Source organism: Streptomyces sp. SID13726, from assembly GCF_010548375.1.
Classification (GTDB): domain Bacteria; phylum Actinomycetota; class Actinomycetes; order Streptomycetales; family Streptomycetaceae; genus Streptomyces.
In genome coordinates, this window is sequence record NZ_JAAGLY010000008.1 from 202,677 (window position 1) to 218,420 (window position 15,744).

Sequence of the window (15,744 nt, forward strand, 5' to 3'; positions counted from 1 at the left end):
CTCCTCGTGCAGGCGAGACGACAGAGATGGAGACCACATGTTCCGACGCACTCGTGCGCAGCGAGACTTCCGTGAAGCCCAGCGTGCCGGCCAGGCGCTACTGGCGCTGCACACGGAGCTGCCGCTGCCCGACTCACCCGACCCGGCCGAGCCGGAGACCACGGTGGTGCCCGACTTCCTGCCCCCGGACTTCCGCGCTCCATCCCGCCAGGACGTCTCGGGCTTCATGATGCGCTGGGACATCCCGCTCGTCATCAACGGGGAAGTCCACCAGTGCCACTGCGGGGCGTACCGGAACTGGATCGTCTTCAACATGCGCGACGACTCGGTGTGGCTGCGCTGCCCGGCCGGCCACGAGGCTCCGGAGCCACGCCTGGACACCGCCTGGTACAACCGCAACTCCGGTCCGGTCGACCACTTCCATCCCACCCTCGAAGAGGGACTGCGCCACCTCGGCCACTGAACCCCGCGAAACCCCTTCCCCTGCCCCCGCGTTCGTCGGCGCCCGGAGAGCCGACCCGGTCAGACCGTCCGTCCCGCATCACGTAGGGGTTTCCGCATGCGCCTGTCCATCACGACCGCCCTCGGCCTGAGCGCCCTCACCGTCCTTGCCCTGGCCGGCTGCTCCGGCAGCACCGAGCCCGCCACCGCCTCCACCTCGTCGTCCACGCCTGCGGACCAGGGCGGCACCGTGGCGAAGGCGTCCGCGCCGCTGTCCTCAGCGGAGCTGAGTGAGCGGCTGCTGAGCGAGAGCGACCTGGGCGAGGGTTACACCCTCAAGCCGCAGCCCGCCGTCCGGCACGACGACGTCACCGTGATCGGCTGCCCGGCGCTGGCCAAGCTCGGCGGCGACACGGCCGCAGGCGGCAGCCTCAGCTTCCCCCGCAAGGCCAAGGTGTCCTTCACCTACGCCGGCAGCAGCTCCGAGCTGTCCGAGGAGCTCTACAGCGACACCGCAGCGAAGCTGTCCAAGGGCATCGGGACGGTCCTCGACGCGATGCTCTCCTGCCCCACCTACCAGATGGTGTCAGGCAGCACCGTCATCGACATGGGCACCACGAAGACGAGCGCCCCCAAGCTGGGCGACGAGCAGTGGAGCCAGCTGCTCACCTACGCCGCCGGCGAGCAGCGCAGCGTCGTCAAGCAGACGGCCATCCGCACCGGCAACATCCTGGTGATCGTCTCCGGGTCTCCGGCACTCGTCGACACCCACCTCACCGACGCCGTCCGCACGGCGCAAGTCCGCTGACGCACACCACTCCAGCACGCCCCGTCGTCCCCTGCCGGTCAGGGCACGACGGGCCTTCGTCGTCCGGCACTACCGTGTTGCCGGACACGTCACACCGCGCCGGCCATAGTGCATCCCAGCCTGCGCCATCAGCCATCCACACGTCGCCATACGAAACGAGGTCCGCCGCAGTGGTGAAGCGTCCCACGAAGACCCGCGGGTCGTTCGCGTTCGTCACCACACCGCGCTGTGAGGTCGTCTTGCAGCTGCGGGACAACAAGGCCGGCATTGCCTGGCCGGGATACTGGTCGCTTCCCGGCGGCGGGTCCGAGGCGGACGAGACCGCGCTCGAAACGGTCCTGCGGGAGTTGCTGGAGGAGACCGGCATCGTTCCGGAGACGATCGAGGAAGTGTTGGTCACTGCCTACGAGATGGGCAAGACGCCGCCTCATGTGTTCGCCGTGTCCTGGGATGACACCGAGGGCGAACTTGTCCTCGGTGAGGGACAAGACCTGCGGCTGTTCCCTCTCGACGCGCTTCCTGAGCCGATGCCGCCCCACGTCCGGCACTACATCGAACAGCTCGCACAGCGCCGACCGCCCCCGTACGCCTGACCCGCAGCACCCGCTGACCGGACACCTGGCGTCAGGGGACACGCCCTGACGCAACGGAAGCGGGCCCGCCCTCACCGTGGCAACGGTGAGGGCGGGCCCTGGTGTGGGTCACTGACGAACTCGGCGGATGGCCTGGCGCGTTCTAAGCACCCCGGCGCACGTGCCAGCGCACGAGGTCATGGCAACGCGGGCATGCCCACCTCCGGCAGGTGAGGCCGCTCGATGGCGAGCAGGCGGTCGTGATGGAGGCCCAGCTCCACGATCTCGTCGTCAGCCGGCACGTAAGCGAGGACCGTGAGCCACCGATAGCCCCGAGCAGGGTCGGTCACGGTCAGCACGTGATGCCGGTCCAGGCAGCCCGACACGGTATATACGTCACCGGCGTTGAGGTCGGCGGCACGCCCCTGAAAGGTCTCCAGTTCCCGGCGCTGGTGCCACCAGCGGGCCCGCGCCCTCATCCGGGCAAGCGCCGTCGCCCGTCGCTCGCACTCGGCCTTCCAGACACCCCGGCAGGGGGCGCACTCCACGGTGACATCGGGGTTCGGTGCGGAGAGCAGCGTGCCGCACAGGGCGGTGCCGGTGGCGGCGTTGCGTCGGTGTCCCGTGACGAGGTTGCTCCTGCCGCTGGGCGCCCACAGCACGTCCTCCTCGCGCGGGCACACCTCGTCGGCGGCACGCGTACCTCGCCCGCAAGACGATCGAAGCGGGTCAGAGCGGCGACCAGCGCCGTGCAGTTCGCACACTTCCGCCGCGCGGACGTCGGGCGGGGATCGAGCGATTTGCCGCAGTAGCCCATGAGGGGACCCGGGATCGGCCGGTGCGCCGTGGCCCCTTTGCCCGTCCCGACGGCAGGTAGGAAGTCCGGTTCGCCATTCGGATGCGGCAACGTGATCAGGATCAGAAAGGCGCGCGTACAGCTCTGGCACAAGGAGTGCGCCGTGTTCGCGCCGACCGGCACCGGGTCCGTCGAGTGGGTGGCGCACACCGTCAACGGCTCGGTGTCGAGCATCACGCCATAGTGCGCGGTCCCGTTGGTGAGCGAGATGGACAGCCGGATCAAGGGCAGGGGCAAGCAGACCTCCAAGGCCAGGGTTGGGACGGAGAGAGTGCGACGTGCCGTCAGTCGCGGCGTACGACGATGAGCCGCTCCTGGGCACCGTCGGGCAGAGTTCGCCGGGGAACGGGGACCGGGGAGGCGAGCGAGGCAGCGAAGGCCGCGACCATGTCGTGGGGGACGCTGGCGCTGAAGCTCGCACACCACAGGTACGGCGCTCCCAGGACGGGTTCCGCCCATGCCTGCCATCCCAGGAGGTCGTCCCGGGGATCGGCGTCATGGATGAGCGGCGGCAGCGTCTCCAACGAGATGCTGGCGGAGAAGCCGGGATCGGTAGCGGTCGTACGCGGGCGATCCACATCACGCAGCCAGCCGTGCGCGCTCAGCGCGGTGAGCACCGTCTCGGCGCTCTCGAACCCGATCTCGGGGGCCTCACGGGCATCGAGCGCGAACAGGAGGTCGGCGAGCGCCTCGTGCGGGACGCCTGCCGTGAAGTACGCGTTCCACTCGGTCATCGCCGAGGCGGTGTGCGGGCGGACCGACAGCTGCCAGGCCACCGGGAGCCCGCCCAACTCGAACGGGTAGGCGGCGAGGATCCATTCGGCGCCGCGCAGACCGTCCGGGCTCACATAGAGCAGGGTGTTGCGGGAGGTCGGCCACATGCGCCAGCCGAGCCCGCTGAGGGTGTCGCCGATCCGCTCGGCGAGGACGTCGTCATCGCCGGCCAGGTGGCGTGGGGTGACCCAGTACACCGGGTCCGGCAAGTGAGGTCGGGAAGGATCGATGGGGTGGTGCGGGTGCAGGGGCGCCTCCGTTGGTTCGCGAGTGGATCACTGGCCGGTGTGCGGCCCGGTCGCGCCACGGCGCCGGCGCGAGGGGCCTTCGGTCGGCGGCTGCCAGGTCAGAGCGACAGCCACGGCGGGCGGCAGGGGGCCGAACTGCTCGGCCTCCTCCGACTCGACGATGTAAACCGTCGGTCGGCCGTGCTCGTCCACCGCCGCCTGTACCCCGCCCAGGCGGTGGGCCATCGGGAAGAAGGGGTTGATAGCGAGGCGGACGGGGGTGGTGCGGTCGCAGGCAGACAGCAGGTCGAGCAGGTCACCGACGGTCATCTCGCGGGAGTGCGGGTCCAAGGGGTTCTCCATGCAGTAGCGGACGGGGCCGCGAGAGCAGAGGCAGGGCACGCGGCGTTTACGAGGGGCGGGGGACGCGGCAATCACAAGGGCTGGGAGGTGGCCAGGATCTGGGCCACGACTCCAGCGATGATCTCCGCCGGAGTCTCCGTACCAAAGGACATCCGGTACCCGGGGACACTCGCCGTGCCGGTGACGGCAATCACCCAACCTTCGCCGGTCACCCAGTCCTCGTCGGCGCCGCCGGGCCGGCCGTTGGGGAAGTAGCCAAGGTAGAACCGGCCGTTCCGCGAGCTGACGTGGACATCCGCCCGGTCGTCCACGATGTGAGTGAAGTCGGCCGCCGAGAACTGGTCGAGCGCCTGCATCGGCTGACCGGCACCGAGCTTCCAGGAACGGGGCCGCAGGGCCGCGACCGTTGTGGCTAATCCGGGTTGCGTCGTATCCAACGCCACAGCATAACCTCTCTGACCTGGGGTTTTACGGGAAGGTCGTTTAGGTTGACATGGTGTCGCGACGTCCACCAGTCCTTTCGGCCATTTCCCTGTCTGCCACAGGCGAACTGCTGTCCTTTGCCAACCAATCAAGTCGTTTGACATCGAACCAGCCGTGCAGGGTGAGCGGAGTACGCCGCCAACGTCAGACGGCGGTTCCGTTGCCCACAGAGCGTGCGCGGGGGTCCAGGGAGCGCCGGAACCGGTTTTGGAGGTAGGGCTCGGCGCTCTCAGAAGGGGTCGACACAGCCCGCGCAAGGCGCCGGAATTCCGCACCGGCGGGGTCAACGCCCGCACTACGATGCGCGGATGAACGAGCTGACGCCGTCCATACGACGCACCCTGTGCAAGCGCGGGCCGCTGCGTCGCGCGCTGCTGGATACTTCCGTGCTGACCACGGACATCATCGCGGCCACCCGTCGGCGGGACCCGTCGTCGTTCGTCGCCGGGGCTCGGGCGGGGACGGTGCGGTGTCTGATCCCTGTTCACGTGTGGGAGGAAGTGCCGCGGGTGCTGGCCGACCGGCACCAGGAGGGCGGGCGGTTCGACCTGGGGCGGGCACTGGCGCTGTGGCAGTCCCGATACGCGCCCGTCCTGTACGTCGTGGACACCGCCGGGCTGCCGATGACCCCGCAGGCTCAGGTTCTCGCCGGACGGGATGCCTCCGATGTGCCGATGCTGCTGTTGGCCGGGGTGATCGCCCCGGTGGTCATCATCGGGACCGATGCGGACCTGGTCGACAGTGGGCTCGCGGTCAAGGAGTGGCGGGAGCTGCGTTCGGCCCTGGGCGACGTGGGTGTGACGGAGGGCAAGATGATCGACCTGGAACGACAGGCCAGCGTCTTACTGAATATCACGGAGCACCTGGTGAAAGGGGTAATCCGGCAGAGCAGCCCGAAGCGTCTAGCAGCCGCGATGGTGGTGGCCGGGGCGGTGGGCGGGGCGTTGTACTGGCGGCAGCAGAAGCACCCACGAGTCCGCCCGCAGCGGCAGCCGGTGTGGCCGGTGATGCTGGAGCACGCCTCGACGCGGATGGCCGCCCACGCCGAGCGGCACACCCGCGGTGAAGACCGGTGGCGCCAGGCGGAGCTGGGGACGCCCGGCGACACGCTGCTGCATCGGGTCGCACGGACATTGGTCAGGTCGCCGGAACCTTTGACCCGTACGGCGATCGTGGAGCGACTGGGAGAGGCCGTCCCCGGTGCCGGGCACACCGAGCGGATGGCGGCTGTCCGGGCGGTGCTGACCGCCCACGCGATGTTCGTGGACGTCACGGGACGCGGGCACTGGCAGGTCGGCCGCCTCGGCAGCCGGTAGCCGGAGAGCTCACCTGGACCGTGCCCTCACTCAACCTCTGTTGAGAAACGCTCAACCTTGCGCCAGGTCATCACTCCTGTGACGCGGGGGTTGTCTCGCTCCTCCATGAGGCTCCGAGTTCCGCGAGCCGCGCTCGCAGTACGCCTCGCTGCTCCTCCAGGTCCTGCGAGCTGGGCGAGAGGACATAGACGTTGTCGCGGTACAGGCGAAACCCGATTCGCTCCCACCCTCGGGTGATCTTGGCGCTCACTCGATCCCACTCGGACCGATCCATCAAGCGGTGATGGCTGAGGTCGGTAACGCCGGGTGAGCACGCGACCGCCCGGCAGCCAGCCATGAGCCGGTGGATCGCCTCAATGGCGAGTACGGGGGCCAGGCCGTGGCCGCGCCATTGTGGCTCAAGGGTCACCCGGTTCATGACGAGCAGGGCGGAACCGACGTACTCCAGCCGCTCGCTGACCTCGCTCGTGAACGAGCCTGTCTCGGGATCGAGGAGGACCTGAGCGGTCTCATACAGATCCTCGGACTCCTCTTCCATGGCCCAGTAGGCATTCCGACCGCGGTCGAGGTGCACCCGGTAGAAGGTCATCTCCCCGACGGCGACATCCTCCGACGTGCACGACGAGCAGTCCGTGGTGGGGCAGGCGCTGCCCGCCGCCGCACCTTGAGCTCCGTCATGTGTACGTCGGCGGTGCAGGACGGCGACGTCCCACCGCTCCAGCGTGTCGGCCTGCGGGGTATCCCACAGTTCGTCGTCGAAGGAGATCCGTAGGTGGAGCTCGGTGGGATCGCCGGGCAGCGAGGAGGACTCGATCACTGCGGCAGCGTAGCGAGGCCCGTGCGGCACGCCTGTCCCTCGGCGAGACCGCAGGAGCCGCCGCCGGCGGGCATGCGCCAGGCGGCCTCAGACGGCGCGAGGCGAACGGGCGTACGCAGCCCGGCCGTTCACAACCGCCGCTCCTTTCGCCAGGTCGTCAACCGCAGTCAGTCGCGAGGCTCGTGCGAGTGGCGTGGCCTTCGCCCGCTTGCATTTCCCGCACAGAGAATCGAACATGTGTTCATGCACGTCGTTTCTGCTGGTGAGCGAGGGACCCCGGAGGCGCCGGGGGCCGTCTCCGACACGCTCTCCAGCCTGCTCCCGGGCGGGAAGCTGCCCCGCGGCGCGGTGGTGAGCGCTGGAGGCGATCTGCCTCTGCTGATCGCGCTGGCTGCCGAGGCCGCCGCCGACGGCGGCGCCTGGGCAGCGGTCGGTCTGCCGCAGCTCGGCGGGCTCGCGGCGGCGGATGCCGGTCTGGAGCTGGCGTGCGGGCTGGCCGTGCCCGAGCCGGGACGGCGGTGGCCCGAGGTGCTAGCGACGGTGTGCGAGGCGGCGCCGGTGGTCCTGCTCGGCCCCGTGGGACAGGTGGCCTGGCGTACCAGCCGCCGGATCGCAGCCCGCCTGCGGCGATCCGGCACGACGCTGCTGACCTGGCAGGACTGGCCGGAGGCGCAACTGCGGCTGCAGGTGATCAAGGCCCGCTGGGACGGACTCGGGGACGGATACGGCCTCCTCACCGGCCGCCGCGCCCATCTGACGGTTGCCGGCCGGGGTGCAGCGACGCAGCCGCGGCATGCCGAGGTGTGGCTGCCCGGGCCGGACGGCTCCGTACAGCTGATCACCGAACCCGCCGCCGTCGCCGGCGCGGATGTCGTACCGCTGCGTCCCGTCACCGCGGGGTGAACCGGACGTGCGTGCACTGGTGATCTGGGCGATGGACTGGCCCGTGGTGGCCGCGGGTGCGGATCACGACGAGCCCGTGGCGATCATCACGCGGGAGCGGGTGATGGCCTGTTCGAAGGAGGCTCGCCGACGGGGCGTGAAGCGTGGGATGCGGGTACGCCAGGCATCCGGACGCTGCCCCCAGTTGAAACTCCTCGACCGTGATCCAGAAGGGGAGGTGCGCGGGTTCGAGCCGGTGCTGCGGCTGTTGGAGAAACGTATCGCCCCGCACATGGAGGTCCTGCGGCCGGGCCTGGTCGCCCTGCCTGCCCGCGGGCCCGCCCGGTACTTCGGCGGCGAGAGCGCCCTGGCCGAGCAGATCACCACCGTGCTGACGGAGGCCGGGATCGAAGCGCGTACCGGGGCGGCCGACAGCGTGTTCGCCGCCGCCCTGGCGGTCCGCGCCCCTCAGGCCGGCCAGTTGGTGCCGGTCGGACGCACCGCGGCCTTTCTGGCCCCTTATCCGGTGGGGGTACTGGGCCGACCGCGGCTGTCCCAGCTGCTGCCCCGGCTGGGCATCACCACGCTGGGGGCATTCGCGGCGCTGCACGGCGAGCGGGTGCTGGCTCGGTTCGGGCAGGATGCCGCCGCGGCCCAGCGCACCGCCCAGGGGTTGGAGGCCCGGCCGCTCAACGTGTCCGGGGCGGAGCCGGACTACAGCGTGACGCGGGCGTTCGAGCCGGCCGAGGACAACCTTGAGCCGGTCGCGTTCATCGCCAAAGCGCTCGCCGAACAGCTCCACGCCGGCCTCGCGCGGGCCAGCGCAGTGGCCGCGAGGCTGCAGGTCGAGGTGGCGCTCGCGAACGGGCTGCGCCTGTCGCGGCTGTGGCGGCACGAGGGCCGACTCTCGGCGCTGGCGGTGGCCGAGCGGGTGCGCTGGCAGATCGCCGCCTGGGCCGAGACCGGGCAGCTCGACACTGCCGCGGCGGGGATCACCGCCCTGCGGCTGGTTCCGGAGGGACTGTCGGCAGCGACCGGCCGGCAGCCGCTGCTGTTCGGGCCGCGGATCGCGCCGCAGGAGCTGGAGCACACGGCGGGGCAGTTGCAGGCGATGCTCGGGCACCGCGCGGTGGTGCGCCAGGAACTCGCCGGGGGCCGTGGCCCGGGCGAGCGGGTCGTGGCCATCCCGTACGGCGACGCGCGCTCGCGCCCGTGGGTGGAGGGGACGTGGCCGGGGCGGCTGCCGGCCCCGCATCCGGCGGTCGTCTATCCCACCCCGCGCCCCGCCGATCTGCTCGCGGCGGACGGCAGCCCGGTCTCGGTGAGCGGACGCGCGCTGCTCTCCCGACCCCCGGCCGCGCTCTCCGTCGACGGCGCCGGGCCGGTCGCGGTGACCGGGTGGAGTGGACCGTGGCCGGTGCTGGAGGACTGGTGGATCCCCGCCCGGGCCCGCCGCCTGGCTCGGCTGCAGGTCGTGTGCGCGGACGGCCGCGCCTGGCTCCTGCACATCCGGGATGGCCGGTGGGCGGTCGAGGCCCTCTATGGCTGACCGCCACGGGAGAGTGCTCCGCTTCCCCCCTCCCCGCACCACCCCACCGGTCGGCGGCGGCTGGGCGGAGCTGCACGTGCACTCCGCCACCTCGTTTCTCTTTGGCGCCGACCACGTGGAGGCGCTGGTCGCCGAGGCCGGCCGCCTCGGCACCGAGGCCATCGCGATCACCGACACCAATGGCCTCTACGGCGCGAGGCGCCTGGCGGAGGCCGCCGGTGAGCACGGCGTCGGCACCGTCTACGGCGCCGAACTCACCCTCGACCAGGGCCTGGGGTCGATCGTGGTTCTCGCCCGCAGCCTGCTGGGCTTCACCCGTCTGTCCGCGGCGATCAGTGCCGGGCAGTTGGCCGGCGCCAAGAACGCCCCGGTCTACGACGTCGACGCGCTCTCGGCTGCCGCGCACGAGGGCGAGTGGGCGATCCTCACTGGCTGTCCCGCGGTCGGTACAGCGGCGTACGACACCCACGCCCTCCACACGCGGATGGACCGGCTGACCGAGCTCTTCGGTCGCACCCATCTGCACGCCGAACTCGTCGACCACCGCCTGCCGGAGGACGGCCCGCGCAACGCCGCCCTGCACGCGGCGGCGGAGCGGTGGCGACTGCCGGCGGTGGCCACCAACGCGGTCCGCTACGCCACCCCGCGTTCCGCGCGCCTGACCGCGGCGCTGACCGCGTTGCACCGCCGCGAGAACCTCGACACCGCCATCGGGGAACTGCCGCCGGCCCCGACGGCGCACCTGCGCAGCGCCGAGGAGATGCGCATCCTGATGGCCCGCTACCCGCAGGCCGTCGCCTCCGCCCTCGACCTCGCCCGCAGCAGCGTCATCGACCTGAACAAACTGCGCCCGCAGTTGCCCAACTTCGACGTGCCCGCCGGCCACACGCCCGACAGCTACCTGCGTCAGCTCGCCGAGGCCGGCTGCGCCCGCCGCTACGGTCCGCGCACCGACCCTTCTGCCGCGGCGGCGTGGAAACAGCTGAACTACGAGCTGTCCGTCATCTCAGACATGGGCATGCCAGGCTATTTCTTGATCTGCTGGGACATCACCCGGTACGCGGCCGAGCAGGGGATCTGGTGCCAGGGCCGCGGCAGCGCCGCGTCCTCGGTGGTCTGCTACGCCCTGGGCATCACGTCCGTCGACGCACTCAAACACGGCTTGCTCTTCGAACGATTCCTGCACGCAGAAAAGACCGACCCCGACATCGACATCGATTTCGAGAACGACCGCAGAGAGGAGGTCATCCAGTACCTCTACACCAAATACGGCAGGTCCCATTGCGCCCAGGTGGCGAACCTCATCACCTACCAGCCCCGGCTGAGTGTGCGCGATTCAGCCCGTGCGCTCGGCTACCCGATGGCACGGATCAGCGAGATGACCCGCCACATTCACCACGATCCCCCGGGCCCCGAGGCCGACATCCCCGACGATGTGCGATCCCTCGCCGAGCAACTGCACACACTGCCGCGGCATTTGGGCATCCACGTGGGAGGGATGGTGCTGACCCGTCAGCCGATCGGGGAAATCATGCCGGTCGAATGGGCCACACGAGAGGGTCGCTCAGTGCTGCAAGGCGACAAAGACGATGTGGCCGCCGCCCGACTTCTGAAAATCGACATCCTAGGGTTGGGCATGTTGGCCGCATTGCACACCGCGTGCGACCTGATCGCCGAACACCACGGAATCAGCGTGAATATGGCCTCGATCCCGCAGGACGACCCGGACGTGTATGCCATGATCGCCGCAGGCCGGACGATCGGTGTCTTCCAGGCAGAGTCGAGGGCGCAGGTCTCGACTCTGCCGCAACTGCAGCCGCACTGTTTCGATGACCTCGCGGTGGCCGCCTCGATCATCAGGCCGGGTCCCATTCAGGCGGGATCAAAGCACCCTTATTTGCGGCGGCGTGCCGGCCTGGAGCCGGTGACTTATCCACATCCGCTCGCCGAGCCGGCGCTGTCCAAAACGCTCGGGGTGCCTTTGTGGCAAGAGCAGGCCATGGCCCTGGCTATCGAATGCGCAGGTTTCACCCCCGGCGAGGCAGACCGCCTCCGTAAGGCGATGGCCGCCAAGAACTCCCCAGAAAGGGTGGCGCAGTTGCGCGGACGGCTACTTACCGGCATGGCCGGCAAGGGCATCGGTCGCGCCGCCTCCGAGCGCATCGTCGGTATGATAGAGGCGTTTTCGGATTATGGATTTCCGCAATCTCACGCTCAATCGATGGCGGGCATTATCTATGCCAGCGCCTGGGTCAAGCATCATTATCCGCATGCCATGCTGGCGGGGATTATGGCGCATCTCCCGATGGGTTTCTACGACTCCCAGACCCTCATCCAGGACGCCAAGCTGAATTGTATCGAGGTCCGCAGCGTCGACGTCCAGTGCTCCGGCGTGCACGCCACGCTCGAACCTCACACCGGTCAGCCGATGCGGCGGCCGGCGATCCGCCGAGGACTGACCTCGGTGACCGGGATCAGCGAGCTGATCGCCGAGCGGATCCTGACCGCGCGCGCCACCGCGGCCTTCCGCTCGGTGGCCGACGTCGCCCGCCGCACACGGCTGTCGGCGAAGCTGATGGAACAGCTGGCCACCGCCGGGGCCTTCGACGGGTTCGGCGCGGACCGGCGCACCGCGCTGTGGTCCGCCGGCACCTACACCGGCGAGATCCAAGACGTCCTTCCCGGACTGGGTGACCTGGCACCCGCACCGGAGCTTCCGGCCATGACCGCGGCCGAGACCACCGCCGCCGACCTCGACGCTTCCGGCGCCAGTGCTACCGCCCACCCGATACAGCACCTGCGCACCCGGCTGGCCTCACGCGGCGCCCTGCCCACACGCGCAGCCCGTGACCTGGCCGACCAGACTCGGGTCCAGGTCGGCGGACTGGCCAAGTACATCCAACGGCCCCCGACGGCCAAAGGGGTGGCGTTCGGCGCCCTGGAGGACGAGACCGGGATGATCAACCTGATTTTCTCGCCCCCCGTCTGGGACCGCACCCGCGAGGTCGTTCTCGGCGCCCCCGCAGTTGTGCTGGAGGGGCACATCGAGCGCGAGCGCGGCTCGGTCAACATGATCGTGCACCGCGCGCACGCCCTGGCCAGCCACCCACGCGCCCATCAACCCGGGCGATTCCGGTGACGATCCACGGAGAAGCAAGGGCTCAACCCGCCCTGGATCGTCAGACCAGGGCCTCATCATGGGGCTATGACCGTCCCCAGCCACGTCCAGGGGCTCGCCGACCACGTTCAGCGCCTGCTCGGCGGTGGTCCGTCTCCCCGGCCCGGCGGCTAGACCCACATGGGCGCTGTCATCTGCGACGTCAGCTTCCAGCCCCGGTGCAACTACGAGACGACCCTCCGACCGCGGCTTCTCCGGCTGCAATTGAACTGGCCGGATGCGAAAACGGTCCACGGCTTCCGGAACCGGCTCGACACGAACGACCTTGCCGTCGCCATGAAGTTCAACCACCCCCAGAAGGCCGCGACGGCCCACGCCATCACCGACCTCCTGGCTGCCAACGGGGTCGACACCCATGACGATCTCCACACATGGCTCGACCACCAGGCCAATCGCACCGCCCTGCGCACGGTGAAGGGGGTGGGGCCGAAGAGCATCGACTACATCGGCAACCTAGTCGGCCGTTCGCACGTCGCCGTCGACGTCCACCTGCGCGCCTTCGCCGCGGACGCCGGTGTGCCGGACCTCCACTACGAACAGCTCCGTGCCGTGTACGAGGAAACCGCCGCACTTCTCGGACACGACAAAGGTGGACTGGAGCACGCCGTCTGGCGGTACAAATCGGAGGCCGCGTAGCCACCGCCTTCGCCATGGCCTGCGGCTTCGAACTAGGCATCTGTCCAGTGGGATGCTGAGGTACGTCCTGAGTATGTCGATGAAGGTCAGCAACACCTGCCGGTGAGTCCCAACAGCAGTTGAGCGGGCTCCGTGCCGGAACGTCGGGCTCGACGCCGACCGAGTAGCTGCACCCTCGTACGGGAACGGGTGGACGCCGATGCGCTTGAGGACGCGCTCGTCGGCGCGCACTTTACAGTCGCCCCCGCGCGGTCGCCGACAACTGATCGTTCGCGAAACGGTCTTCGTTTTGGTGTAAAACCGCCACGAGGTCCCCTACGCCCGCCCCGTGCCTGACACTGCACGCGTGCACAACGCCATCGACACCATCACGCGCCACGGCGACACGATCCTGCAGGTCCTCGCGGCCTTCCTGATCGCCTTCCTGACGAACTCGCTGACCAACCGCTCCCGCGACCGGCAGGACCGCGCCGCCGAACTCGCCACTCTCCAGGCCCAGGTGGACGCCTTCATCACCGCGGCAGCCGCCGTCCGAGCCTCCACCTATATAAGCGAGACCGTCTGGGAGGGGCGCAAGGAGAGGTGGCGGGCGATCGGTGTCGTCGTTCTCGGGGCAGTCGGCGGGTGGGCCACCGCGGGGACGCAGGGGGTTCCTGAGAAGTTGCGCTACGCGGCAGGCATGCGTGATGCCGCACAGCTCATCAGCCGCGAGAACCACGCCCGCAAGATTGCCCTGGCCGCTCTGCAGGCCCCCATGGTCCAACTCGGCACAGCGGCGACTCCCTTGATGCGCCACCAAGACGAGCGCCTAGTCCAGGCCGTCGACGAGGTCATGGCCGCAGCCGGGGCAATCGACGACTCCGCCCGCTTCGAGCGCGCAATGACCGACTTCGGGCAGGCCGCCCGGACCGCGCTCCAGCCCTCGCCGTTGCTATGGAATCGGCTGCTGCGCCGCCGCACACAGTAAGACCCGGATGTCGACGGGGGATGCGACATCCGGGCTGGTGATCACCGTACTCGCCCGGGTCGTGCTGATGCGCGGATTCCGGGACGGTAAAGCGCTCTATCCGATTTGAGGAGAGAAGTTGGTGGTGACCAGGGTGGTCCAGGGATGAGGACTATTGTCCTCCGTATGAGTGAACAGGACGCGCAGGCGGTCGCACGTTGGATGCTCGCGCAGATCACGGACAGCCCGGAGCACGAGCTGTTCCAGTCGGACGCGGCCGACCATATCGCCGAACACTGGCCGGAGTTGACGTACGAGAACGAGAACGGCAACCCGGCGATCGATAAGAAGGTCCTCAAGATCTTCCGCAAGATCAGTGAGGGCACGGTCGTCTGGGAGCGGGGGGCCCGGTACTGGCGCCTGCGCAACGAGCACGATCCCGAGGGCAGGCGGCAGGCCGACTGACGCGGCCGTACACGACTAAGGCGGTCCCCGTTGGGGGCCGCCTTCCGGGATATCCGGTGCACAGGCAGCTCGCCTCCTGCCACCCTTGATCGGATTCGTTTCAAGGCGGGAGGACAGGCAGTGATCGTTCTGGATACGTGCATCCTTCGCAGCTGCGGACTCGAAAGCAGCAGTGCGGAGGTTCTGCGAGCCATCCGTACCGCAGGCGTGGAGGGCGTCTCCGTGCCCTGGATGGTCATGGAAGAGCTGTCCGCGCAGTACGCGGTCAAGTACCGTAAGCAGCACGAGGCCGCAGCTCAGGCACTCCAGTCCCTCGCCGCCGTGACGCCGTGGGGCCTGCCCGTACGGCTGCCGGAGATGGACCTGGAGCGCGTACGGGAGCACTGGCGTACGCAGTGGTCGCGTGTGGTCGATGTCGTCCCCACGAGCGGTGAGGCGCTGCGTCAGGCAGCGTTCCGGGAGGCCAACGCCCTCCCCCCGTGCCGAGACGACGGGAAGAAGACCGGGGCCCGGGACGCCGCGATCTGGCTGTCCGCCATCGAGTACGCGCAGGCCCACGAGGACGAGACGGTCTACTTCGTCAGCGAGAACACCCGCGACTTCGGTGACGGCACCAGCTACACGGGCGCCATGGCCGAGGACATCGCCGACCTCGGGGACAGGTTCGTCCACCTCACTGGGCTGAGTGAGGTCATCGGCCGGTTCACCGAACCGGCCGAGACCGACCCGGAGGTCATCCGGCAGCAGCTCAGCTCCCCGCAGGCCATCCAGACCATCAAGGAGGCGGCGGGCCGGCTCGGCGGGGCCGCCAGCATGGACATCGACGTCGTGGAAGCGCTCAAACTGCCCGGCTTCCGGTGCACGACGGGCAGTTCCCTCACGACGGTGGAGCAGGCGGTGGCACTTCGGTGGGCCGTGCCTGAGGTATCCGCTCAGATCGGCGAGATCACCGCGGCGCAGTCCTACCGCGTCGGCGAGCAGGTGTGGTGTGTCGCGACCGTACGATGGCTCATCGGCGGCCTCGCATTCTTGGAGGACCGGGTCGCCAAGGCCGCCTGTGCGTGGGAGACCCGGCTCCTGTTCGCCCCGAACAGCGACGACCCGCGCATGACCGTGCTGCGCAGTTCCCTGCTCCAGCCTCTGTCCGAGACCGAATTCGGCGAGATCAGCGACAACTTCCTCTGGGGGTACGTCGACCCCGGCACTCCACTCGCGGCCGACCTCAACAGGCGCCGGGCGGAAGGTCTTGCCGACACCATGACCAACCCGGAATCGAAGCTGTGGATGAAGCTCGTCGCAGCCGCGGTCCTGGCCATCAACTGGAAGGATCTTCCGACCCTGGTCCCCGATGTCCGGATGGGCGAGACACACGCCGGCTGAGACGGCGGCCGTCACCCCAGAGCGGGCCCGTGCGGGCTGCGTGTCCGCCCG

At 69.4% G+C, this 15,744-nt stretch carries 17 protein-coding genes; 12 read left to right on the forward strand and 5 right to left on the reverse strand.

Features of this window, described 5'->3' with window-relative positions:
- Positions 1 to 37: 37 nt before the first annotated feature.
- The 3 genes from G3I78_RS23030 (at position 38) to G3I78_RS23040 (ending at position 1,842) form a co-directional block, all read left to right on the forward strand.
- Positions 38 to 463, forward strand: coding sequence for a hypothetical protein (locus G3I78_RS23030; RefSeq protein WP_164427572.1), 426 nt, complete (start codon positions 38 to 40; stop codon positions 461 to 463).
- 96 nt (positions 464 to 559) lie between these two features.
- The gene (locus G3I78_RS23035) at positions 560 to 1,249 is read left to right on the forward strand and encodes a hypothetical protein (RefSeq protein WP_164427574.1); all 690 of its coding nucleotides are present in this window, start codon (positions 560 to 562) and stop codon (positions 1,247 to 1,249) included.
- A gap of 173 nt (positions 1,250 to 1,422) precedes the next feature.
- Positions 1,423 to 1,842: an NUDIX domain-containing protein gene (locus tag G3I78_RS23040; RefSeq protein WP_343243823.1), complete on the forward strand. Its 420-nt coding sequence runs from the start codon at positions 1,423 to 1,425 to the stop codon at positions 1,840 to 1,842.
- 176 nt (positions 1,843 to 2,018) lie between these two features.
- Here the strand turns inward: G3I78_RS23040 and G3I78_RS23045 are convergent, their stop codons facing one another.
- The gene (locus G3I78_RS23045; RefSeq protein WP_164427578.1) at positions 2,019 to 2,483 is read right to left on the reverse strand and encodes a hypothetical protein; all 465 of its coding nucleotides are present in this window, start codon (positions 2,481 to 2,483) and stop codon (positions 2,019 to 2,021) included.
- A gap of 246 nt (positions 2,484 to 2,729) precedes the next feature.
- On the opposite strand from G3I78_RS23045, the gene G3I78_RS52870 reads away from it, so the two are divergent.
- The gene (locus tag G3I78_RS52870; protein ID WP_275424841.1) at positions 2,730 to 2,861 is read left to right on the forward strand and encodes a hypothetical protein; all 132 of its coding nucleotides are present in this window, start codon (positions 2,730 to 2,732) and stop codon (positions 2,859 to 2,861) included.
- Positions 2,862 to 2,961: 100 nt separating this feature from the next.
- On the opposite strand, the gene G3I78_RS23050 is transcribed toward G3I78_RS52870, so the two are convergent.
- From G3I78_RS23050 to G3I78_RS51250, 3 genes are all read right to left on the reverse strand, one after another.
- Entirely contained in the window at positions 2,962 to 3,648 is a 687-nt protein-coding gene (locus tag G3I78_RS23050) for a DUF317 domain-containing protein (protein WP_164427889.1), read from the reverse strand.
- A 78-nt stretch (positions 3,649 to 3,726) separates the two neighbouring features.
- The gene (locus tag G3I78_RS23055; protein ID WP_203615411.1) at positions 3,727 to 4,008 is read right to left on the reverse strand and encodes a hypothetical protein; all 282 of its coding nucleotides are present in this window, start codon (positions 4,006 to 4,008) and stop codon (positions 3,727 to 3,729) included.
- 104 nt (positions 4,009 to 4,112) lie between these two features.
- Positions 4,113 to 4,478 carry a DUF317 domain-containing protein gene (locus G3I78_RS51250; RefSeq protein ID WP_239157972.1) on the reverse strand — a complete coding sequence of 122 codons (366 nt, stop codon included), beginning with the start codon at positions 4,476 to 4,478 and terminating at the stop codon, positions 4,113 to 4,115.
- A gap of 354 nt (positions 4,479 to 4,832) precedes the next feature.
- On the opposite strand from G3I78_RS51250, the gene G3I78_RS23065 reads away from it, so the two are divergent.
- Positions 4,833 to 5,840 (forward strand): PIN domain-containing protein, encoded by a 1,008-nt coding sequence (locus G3I78_RS23065; RefSeq protein WP_164427584.1) that lies wholly within the window; start codon positions 4,833 to 4,835, stop codon positions 5,838 to 5,840.
- 70 nt (positions 5,841 to 5,910) lie between these two features.
- Here the strand turns inward: G3I78_RS23065 and G3I78_RS23070 are convergent, their stop codons facing one another.
- Positions 5,911 to 6,657, reverse strand: coding sequence for a hypothetical protein (locus G3I78_RS23070; protein ID WP_164427585.1), 747 nt, complete (start codon positions 6,655 to 6,657; stop codon positions 5,911 to 5,913).
- Between the two features lie 243 nt (positions 6,658 to 6,900).
- Here G3I78_RS23070 and G3I78_RS23075 point away from each other — a divergent pair, with 243 nt between their 5' ends.
- From G3I78_RS23075 to G3I78_RS23105, 7 genes are all read left to right on the forward strand, one after another.
- Positions 6,901 to 7,560, forward strand: a complete 660-nt coding sequence (locus G3I78_RS23075) for a hypothetical protein (RefSeq protein WP_164427586.1) — start codon at positions 6,901 to 6,903, stop codon at positions 7,558 to 7,560.
- A gap of 7 nt (positions 7,561 to 7,567) precedes the next feature.
- Complete coding sequence (locus G3I78_RS23080; RefSeq protein ID WP_343243824.1) at positions 7,568 to 9,088, forward strand: DNA polymerase Y family protein; 1,521 nt, start codon at positions 7,568 to 7,570, stop codon at positions 9,086 to 9,088.
- Complete coding sequence (locus G3I78_RS23085; RefSeq protein WP_164427587.1) at positions 9,081 to 12,227, forward strand: error-prone DNA polymerase; 3,147 nt, start codon at positions 9,081 to 9,083, stop codon at positions 12,225 to 12,227. Before G3I78_RS23080 ends, G3I78_RS23085 begins: the two co-directional genes overlap by 8 nt.
- 315 nt (positions 12,228 to 12,542) lie before the next feature.
- Entirely contained in the window at positions 12,543 to 12,902 is a 360-nt protein-coding gene (locus G3I78_RS51255; RefSeq protein ID WP_203615374.1) for a hypothetical protein, read from the forward strand.
- A 346-nt stretch (positions 12,903 to 13,248) separates the two neighbouring features.
- The gene (locus tag G3I78_RS23095; RefSeq protein ID WP_164427588.1) at positions 13,249 to 13,869 is read left to right on the forward strand and encodes a hypothetical protein; all 621 of its coding nucleotides are present in this window, start codon (positions 13,249 to 13,251) and stop codon (positions 13,867 to 13,869) included.
- Positions 13,870 to 14,034: 165 nt separating this feature from the next.
- Positions 14,035 to 14,313, forward strand: a complete 279-nt coding sequence (locus G3I78_RS23100; protein ID WP_164427589.1) for a hypothetical protein — start codon at positions 14,035 to 14,037, stop codon at positions 14,311 to 14,313.
- A 120-nt stretch (positions 14,314 to 14,433) separates the two neighbouring features.
- The gene (locus G3I78_RS23105; RefSeq protein ID WP_164427590.1) at positions 14,434 to 15,693 is read left to right on the forward strand and encodes a PIN domain-containing protein; all 1,260 of its coding nucleotides are present in this window, start codon (positions 14,434 to 14,436) and stop codon (positions 15,691 to 15,693) included.
- Positions 15,694 to 15,744: the final 51 nt, after the last annotated feature.

Coding starts and splice junctions, on each gene's coding strand:
- G3I78_RS23100 (WP_164427589.1), top strand. CDS start 14,035: ATGAGTGAACAGGACGCGCAGGCGGTCGCACGTTGGATGCTCGCGCAG.
- G3I78_RS23055 (WP_203615411.1), bottom strand. CDS start 4,008: ATGACCGTCGGTGACCTGCTCGACCTGCTGTCTGCCTGCGACCGCACC.
- G3I78_RS23065 (WP_164427584.1), top strand. CDS start 4,833: ATGAACGAGCTGACGCCGTCCATACGACGCACCCTGTGCAAGCGCGGG.
- G3I78_RS23030 (WP_164427572.1), top strand. CDS start 38: ATGTTCCGACGCACTCGTGCGCAGCGAGACTTCCGTGAAGCCCAGCGT.
- G3I78_RS51255 (WP_203615374.1), top strand. CDS start 12,543: ATGAAGTTCAACCACCCCCAGAAGGCCGCGACGGCCCACGCCATCACC.
- G3I78_RS23085 (WP_164427587.1), top strand. CDS start 9,081: ATGGCTGACCGCCACGGGAGAGTGCTCCGCTTCCCCCCTCCCCGCACC.
- G3I78_RS23035 (WP_164427574.1), top strand. CDS start 560: ATGCGCCTGTCCATCACGACCGCCCTCGGCCTGAGCGCCCTCACCGTC.
- G3I78_RS23075 (WP_164427586.1), top strand. CDS start 6,901: ATGCACGTCGTTTCTGCTGGTGAGCGAGGGACCCCGGAGGCGCCGGGG.